Here is a 7,458-nt window from a genome sequence, read left to right as displayed (position 1 = left end):
GATGAGATTGTGTTTTGTGTTGTTTGTGTGCGCTTTGCTCATTTGTCCGGCAATGGTTGCCGGACAGGGCAAAGACCGTGAAATTAAAGTGACTTGGGACAAGGAGAGCCCGGTGAAAAAGATTGTATCCCCGACGAAAGGGAAGGTGAAGAACGTGGTCTTTATGATTGGCGACGGTATGAGCCTGATGACGATGTATTCCACATGGGCTGCCAACCGGGGAAAGTTGAATATTGAGAATTGCCGATGCGTGGGGTTGGCGAAGACTTATTGTTATGACCGTTTGATTACCGATTCCGGGGCATCCGGTACGGCTTTGGCGACAGGACATAAGACTCGCTACCATTCGGTGGGGGTTGATCCGGACGGGAAGCCGTTGACTACTTTGACGGATTTGGCTGCCGCTAAAAAGAAGTCCACGGGGGTAGTGGTTACCTGCCGTTTGAATGATGCCACCCCGGCGGCTTTCTGTGCGCACAATAGTGACCGGGAGCAGGCGGAAGCGATTATCGCAGATTACGTGGGGTGTGGTGTCGATTTTATTTTTGGTGGCGGTAAGCGGTATTTTTGTGAACGGGAGGATGGTCGCGATATTATGGAAGAGATGCGGGCGTTGGGGTACCGGACTCCGGAGAATAAGGAGCAATTGGACGCTATCGAAAGCGGAAAAGTGCTTGCCGTTTGGGCGGATCACGATTTGCCTCGTCCGGCAGAGCGGGGAGAGATGCTGCCGGAGGGTACCTTGAAAGCCTTGGAACTTTTGTCACGTAACAAAAAAGGTTTTTTCCTGATGGTGGAGGCGTCGCAGATAGATGATTACGGGCATTCCAATCAACTTCGTCCTCTGGTGGAGGAGGTACTGGATTTTGACCGTACGATAGGCAAGGTGTTCGAGTGGGCGGCTGCCGACGGGAATACGCTGGTGGTGGTGACTGCCGATCATGAAACCGGAGGACTGACTTTGGTGGGCGGTGATTTGGAACGAGGTGAGATCGTGGGTAAGTTTTCCACGGGTAGCCATAGCGGTGTTATGGTTCCGGTTTATGCCTTTGGTCCCGGGGCGGAAGCGTTCACGGGTATTTATGAAAATACCGATATTTTCGAGAAGATTAAATCGCTGTTGAAATTATAAAGAGATGGTGAAATATATTGCATTGTTTTTTATCCTTGTCGTGTGGGCGGGAGCGGGGAAGGTTGCTTGCGGACAACGGGATGTTACCTTTATCATTGCGGCTGATTTGCATTTCGATTTTTTGCCCGAGACGGATCAATACTATCATGTGGTGGCGATGAATCGGGTGCCGGGACATTTCGTGATGCCCGACGGGGAGGTGATTAGCCGGGTGGATGGCGTGGTGATAGCCGGTGATATATTTGACCGTTCCCGTCCGGAAATCATTGACCTTTACCGTCAGCGGTATGAACGCGGGGAGGGGGAAAGGCGGATTCATTTTCCGGTTTATCCCGGTTTGGGGAATCATGATTTGGACGTGGCGAAGGATGGCGCACCCAATAACGAGGAGCATTTGCAGTTGATAAAGAATTATTTGGATTCTCTTTTGGCTGTTCGTTTGCGAAATGGGGAGATTCTGAACTGGCATCCTTCCAGCCGGAGTTATTCGTGGAATGCGGGGGATGTGCATTTCGTGCATGCGCAACGGTATGCGGGAGATACTTCCTATTGCGAGAGTAATTTGGAGTGGTTGAAAGCGGATTTGCAGACGTACGCTTCCAACGGGGAACCGGTTGTTTATATTCAGCACTATGGCACGGACTCGTGGGCAATCGAATGGTGGCCTCGGGAGGCACGGGAGGAGTTGTTCGACGTGCTTGACAAATATAATGTTGCCGCTTTTTTTGCCGGGCATACGCATATAGCCATGATGCCGGAGTACCGGGGATACCCGATTTACGAGGTGAATAACGCTTGGAAAGACGAGGATGGCAATGGCTCTTTTGCCGTGTTGCGCATCAAGGATGACCGGGTGACGGTGGCTTCCTGCCGTTGGAAAAACGGGGAGGGGGAGTTGGAAACGGTGGAGCCGGTGTTGAATCGTACGCTTCCGGTAAAGGCTCGGGAGAAGATTCACTATAACGCGTTTTCGCATAATGACTATTGGCGCCGCCGTCCGTTGGAGGACGCCTTGTCCTATCGCTTTAATTGCGTGGAGGCGGATTTGTGGCTGATAGACGGGGACGTGTACGTGGGGCATAGCAAGCCGTTTTTTCGTCGAGCTGCCCGCACGTTCGAGAATATGTACTTGAAACCTTTGGTGGCACGGATAGAGGCAAACGGGGGAAAGGTGTATCCCGGTAGTGATCGCCCTTTTTTCTTGATGGTTGAGTTTAAAAGTGACGCGGAGGAACTCTATCGAGTGTTGAAAGAGAAGATGGAACCTTACCGGAAATATTTTTGCTCGCTGGACGAGGGGGAATACCGGGAAGGAGCCGTGTTGCTTTTTATCTCCGGTAAACGTCCCATGCGTGTGTTGTCGCAAGAACAGAGTCGCTTTATGTTTCTCGATGGGATGATTCGGGATCTCGGGGTCGGGAAGCCGACCACGTTGATTCCGGTGGTCAGTGATCATTATTCCCGCTATTTTACTTGGCGGGGGAGAGGGAAGATGCCGGAAGAGGAGTACAGGAAGATGAAGGAGATACTGGATAAGGCTCATGGCGAGAATAAGCTTTTCCGCTGGTGGGGGGAGCCGGAGAGGAAAGCGGTGAAGAAATTGTTTTTAGAGATAGGTGTTGATTTGGTGGGTACGGATGATTTGAAGATGTTGCGTAAGTTGCTTGAATGATGAAAATAATAAATACGGTGTACATGGCGTTGTTGCTGTGTGTGGCTTGTTCCGAGCCGAAAGATTCGGCGGTTAATGTAGTCAATCCTTTTATCGGGACGGGATTCCACGGGCATACGTACCCGGGGGCAACGGTGCCGCAAGGGATGGTACAGTTGAGTCCGGATACGCGGCGAGGGAATTGGGATGCTTGTTCCGGTTACCATTATAGTGATTCAACTCTGTTAGGGTTTTCGCATACGCATTTGAGCGGGACGGGGTGCATCGACTGGGGTGATATTCTGGTATATCCCTCTTCCCGAGAGCTTTCGCCTGACGGGACTGCCGACTGGATGCCCCCTCATCCGTTTTCTCATGAACGGGAAGAGGCCATGCCCGGTTATTATCGGGTGGAGTTGCCTGCGGAGGGGATAGAAGTGGAACTGACCGCTACCCCTTACACGGGAGTGCATCGTTATACTTTCGAGCGGGGTGGCGAGGTGTCGATTGTTGTGGATTTGGCGCACGCGTTGAGTGACGATAAAATCAAAGAGGCACGGATGGAACGAACCGGTGATAACGAGATACGCGGGGGGCGTAATACTTCCGGTTGGGTGGATAATCAGCATATTTATTTTATAGCCCGTTTCTCCCGTCCGTTTCATTCTCTACGATGGGTGAAAGAGGGAAAAACGGTTGATTCTGTCGATTCCATCACGGGAGAAAGATTGCAGGTTATTGCCACGTTCCGCCTTTTACCGAAGGAGTCCGTGGAACTGTACGTGGGGTTGTCGTGTGTCAGCGAGGAAAATGCTCGCGACAATCTGGAACATGATTTCACGGGAGATGGATTTGACTATTTCCGCCGGGAAGCGGAACAACGGTGGCGACAAGTGCTTTCCCGCGTACGGGTGAAGGGGGGCACGCCGGCTGAATGTGCTAATTTTTATACCGCCTTGTATCATAGTTTTCTCACGCCTAATTTAGTCAGTGATGCCAATGGCGACTATCGGCGTCATGACATGAAGACGGGTAAGGTTGACGGTCGCCGTAAGCAGTATTCTACTTTTTCTTTGTGGGATACTTTTCGAGCATGGCATCCTTTGATGACGCTTCTGGATACGACTTTGGTCGGCGATATGGTCAATTCCATGCTGAATATTTATGATGTCACGGGAGAACTTCCCATTTGGTCGCTTTCCTCGGGTGAAACGAATACGATGATTGGTTATCACGCAGTTTCCGTGATAGCGGACGCATATTTGAAAGGCATCCGCGGTTTCGATGCCCGCCAAGCGTTGGAGGCGATGACTCGTTCTGCCGAGAAAAACGCCAAAGGGGCGGCTTATTATACCCGTTATGGTTTTATTCCTTCCGATTTACGTCGGGAATCCGTATCCTGCCTGCTGGAATTTGCTTATGACGATTGGTGTATTTCCCGTTTGGCTACGGCATTGGGGGAGAGTGAAACAGCACGGCGTTTCGCTCTCCGTGCCGGTAATTACGCGAATGTATTTGACGGTTCCGGTCGTTTTTTTCGTCCCAAGCGATTGGACGGTAATTGGGAACCGGCGTTTGACCCTTGCCGGGTTGGGCGTGCTTACACGGAGGCTAATGCTTGGCAATATCGTTTCTTTGTTCCTCATGATGTACGGGGGATGATACAGCTTTACGGGGGAGAGGCGATGTTTCTTGCGGATTTGGATTCTCTTTTCCATGGGACTTCGACGGTCGAGAGCGATTTGCCCGATATTACCGGATTGATTGGTCAGTATGCCCATGGCAATGAACCGAGCCATCACATGGCGTATCTTTATACTTACGCGGGACAGCCTTGGAAAACGCAGGAAATGGTACGTCGCATCTTGAAAGAGATGTACCGACCGACTCCTGACGGCATTTGCGGTAACGAGGATTGTGGACAGATGTCCGCTTGGTACATTATGAGCAGTCTGGGGTTCTATCCCGTGTGTCCCGGTTCCAACGAGTTTATTCTCACGTCCCCTTTGTTTCCCGAGACGACGATTTGTTTGGCAAATGGCAAACGATTGGTCATTACGGCTAATGAGCCCGCTTCTAATACTTACATCCGCCGGGTGTGTCTGAATGGTAGGGAAATGAAGCGTTGTTTTATTACTTACGAGGAATTGATGCAAGGAGGAGAGTTGTTGTTTGAACTTTCGGCGGAGCCTTGTACGGAATGGGGCGGTTACGGTTCGGGGCAACCTTATTCCTTGACTCGTGATAAGCAGGTTGCCATTCCCTATGTTTCGCGAGACCTTTATCTTTTCGAGGATACCGTTGTTTTTGAAATAGGATGTACGACTTCCGGAGCCGAATTGCATTACACGCTGGACGGTAGTGAGCCTACCCTGTATTCTCCCTTGTATCACGAGGCGATTCGTTTGGATTCTTCCGCGATTCTTCGTGTGCGGGGGTTCAAGGAGGGGTATCTCTTCAGTCGATTGCTGGAATTGCCCGCGGTAAAAGCCGTCTATCGTCCTGCTGAAAGACCGCACGCTCTGAATAAAGGTTTTCGCTATCGCTATTACGAGGGTAAATTTACCGGCGTGGAGGATATGGAAAAGATACAGCCCGCGGATTCCGGTTATATGCCCGTGATTCGCATCGACCAAGCTCCTCGTGAGGACCACTATGGTTACATTTGGGAAGGCTGGATTCGGGTGCCGTCACGGGGTGTTTACGAGTTCGAGTTGAAGTCTGACGATGGTAGCGTACTTTACGTCGGTGACCGGAAAGTGGTTGATAATGACGGTTCTCATGCAGCCGTGTCGGCGTTCGGGCGCATTGCCCTGCAACAGGGTTATCATCCCTTTCGACTCCTCTATTTCGAGGATTACGAGGGGCAGTTTTTGGAATGGAAATGGAAAAAAGTAACTTGCTAGAGTGAGTGTATGGATAAATAAATTATTAACAGTATATTTTAGAATATGAAAAAAGTAGTACTATTGTTGGTTTGCGTGATGTTTGCTTCTCTATCGGTTGAGGCGCAAGGAGTGAAGTTCGAGTCGGGTACTTGGGATAAAGTCTTGGCTCAAGCAAAGAAGAAAAATAAAGTAGTTTTCGTGGATGTTTACACCACTTGGTGTGGTCCCTGTAAGCAAGTGGCAACTAAAGTTTTCCCCCAAGAAAAGGTGGGTGCGTTTTATAACTCGAATTTTATCAATTATAAAATAGATGCCGAGAGTCCGGAAGGTAAGAAATTCACGGAGAAATATCCGGCGGATGCTTACCCGACATTCTATTTTATCAATGGTAAAGGGGATGTGGTGCATAAAATGACGGGAGCCGGAAACGCGGAGCATTTTATTTCCGAAGGGAGAATGATTGCCCTGTACGAGCGTCACGGGGGAAAAGATAATTTTGTGGCAGCCGTGAAAAACGGAACAGCCGATAGGGATATGCTGTATGAATATTATCAATCTGCCAATGAGCGTAATAAGCCGGCAGCCGTGAATCTTTGTTTGAAAGCTATGCCGACCGAGGAATTGATTAGCAAAAATAATAAGTTACTCGAAGAGATGTCTGTGTATGACAAGGAACTGATGACTCGTTTGGTGGATGAAACGATGAAGGTTAGCAATGACGGGCGGATTTTGGATGAGAAGTTTTACGGGGATTTTATTTATTACACGGTGTTTCCCGTGCAGTATCATATTTCGAGATTTTTGAAACAGAGTATTCAAACGGCAAACTGGGAATGGTTGAACGAATTGTTGGTTTTGAAAGCGAAGTTCGCCGATTATGGAGGGAAGATATACCCGAACGGTAACGTGTTGGATGGAGATTTGGATATCTCTCGAGGGCGTGACTTGTTTTTTGCTACGCCTCAGTATATTAAGCTTTGCTATTGGGCGGAAAATCGTGTTGGGGAAGAGGAGTTCAAGGTGGAATTTCCCCGTTTTATGGAACGGTTGATGCAAGAATATCCCCTCGATACTTTGATGAAGGCGGAGAAGGATCGTGTGATAGATGAGATTCGTAAGGAAGGGCAGACGGAGTTTTTGAAATCGTTTGCCAGTGGTATTTTGAAGCGCGGGGAACTCACGACACCCCGTATCGTGGAGTGGACGGATTATTTCTGGAAACTTTCACCTTCGGATGAAAAGACTAAGGAGTCGTGTAGAGAGTGGGTTCTTTATGCTTTTAACGCTAATCGTTTGTATGGCGAAACGGCTTTCTATGTAGCTGATTTTTTGGCTCGAATCGGGTATTTCGAGGATGCCAAGACGGTGCTGGAGCAAGCGATTTATTTCCAGAAAGATATTAGAAGTGACAATAAAGCACTTATGAAAGAGTTGGAATGGAAATTGAGGGATGTGAATAACCGGAAGTTGTAAGTAGAAGATAATGCATTTTTGTGGTTACCGCCACTTCTGTTTCATTGATACATGAAAACGGGAGTGGCGGAATTTTTTTTCGCGGCGGATACCTCTTTTGCCTTTCTGAATTGTTATATGGGTGTATATTAAATTTAAAAAGATGATTATGGAATTTTGTAGTAAGTTATCGTGTATCGTGTTATGTTGTTTTTTAGTAGGAAACGGGAGAGGCGTGGCGCAAGAGGTGGTTTACCGGGATTATACCCGGCAGGAGGCTGCTTTGCTTGATTCGTTGAAGAAGGAAGGGGTGTTGCCTTTATTCAAGGGAATGC

General features: G+C 48.9%; 4 protein-coding genes. All 4 read left to right on the top strand.

The genetic code is table 11. The features are described 5' to 3' along the window. Position 1 precedes the first annotated feature (1 nt). From Q5866_RS20600 to Q5866_RS20585, 4 genes are read left to right on the top strand one after another with little or no spacing between them, the layout of a single operon-like run. A complete protein-coding gene (locus tag Q5866_RS20600; RefSeq protein WP_368502073.1) occupies positions 2-1,132 on the top strand; it encodes an alkaline phosphatase in 1,131 nt (376 codons plus the stop codon). Between the two features lie 4 nt (positions 1,133-1,136). Next, on the top strand, positions 1,137-2,804 hold the full coding sequence (locus tag Q5866_RS20595) for a metallophosphoesterase (RefSeq protein ID WP_303182234.1): 1,668 nt from the start codon (positions 1,137-1,139) through the stop codon (positions 2,802-2,804). Beyond that, positions 2,804-5,689 (top strand): GH92 family glycosyl hydrolase, encoded by a 2,886-nt coding sequence (locus tag Q5866_RS20590; RefSeq protein ID WP_303182236.1) that lies wholly within the window; start codon positions 2,804-2,806, stop codon positions 5,687-5,689. Before Q5866_RS20595 ends, Q5866_RS20590 begins: the two co-directional genes overlap by 1 nt. Positions 5,690-5,734: 45 nt before the next feature. After that, on the top strand, positions 5,735-7,144 hold the full coding sequence (locus Q5866_RS20585) for a TlpA disulfide reductase family protein (protein ID WP_303182232.1): 1,410 nt from the start codon (positions 5,735-5,737) through the stop codon (positions 7,142-7,144). The last annotated feature ends 314 nt before the right edge of the window (positions 7,145-7,458 follow it).

It is taken from the genome of uncultured Butyricimonas sp. (assembly GCF_959596855.1).
Classification (GTDB): domain Bacteria; phylum Bacteroidota; class Bacteroidia; order Bacteroidales; family Marinifilaceae; genus Butyricimonas; species Butyricimonas muris.
This window is presented reverse-complemented; position numbering and strand designations above follow the sequence as displayed.

Coding starts and splice junctions, on each gene's coding strand:
- Q5866_RS20600 (WP_368502073.1), top strand. CDS start 2: ATGAGATTGTGTTTTGTGTTGTTTGTGTGCGCTTTGCTCATTTGTCCG.
- Q5866_RS20595 (WP_303182234.1), top strand. CDS start 1,137: ATGGTGAAATATATTGCATTGTTTTTTATCCTTGTCGTGTGGGCGGGA.
- Q5866_RS20590 (WP_303182236.1), top strand. CDS start 2,804: ATGAAAATAATAAATACGGTGTACATGGCGTTGTTGCTGTGTGTGGCT.
- Q5866_RS20585 (WP_303182232.1), top strand. CDS start 5,735: ATGAAAAAAGTAGTACTATTGTTGGTTTGCGTGATGTTTGCTTCTCTA.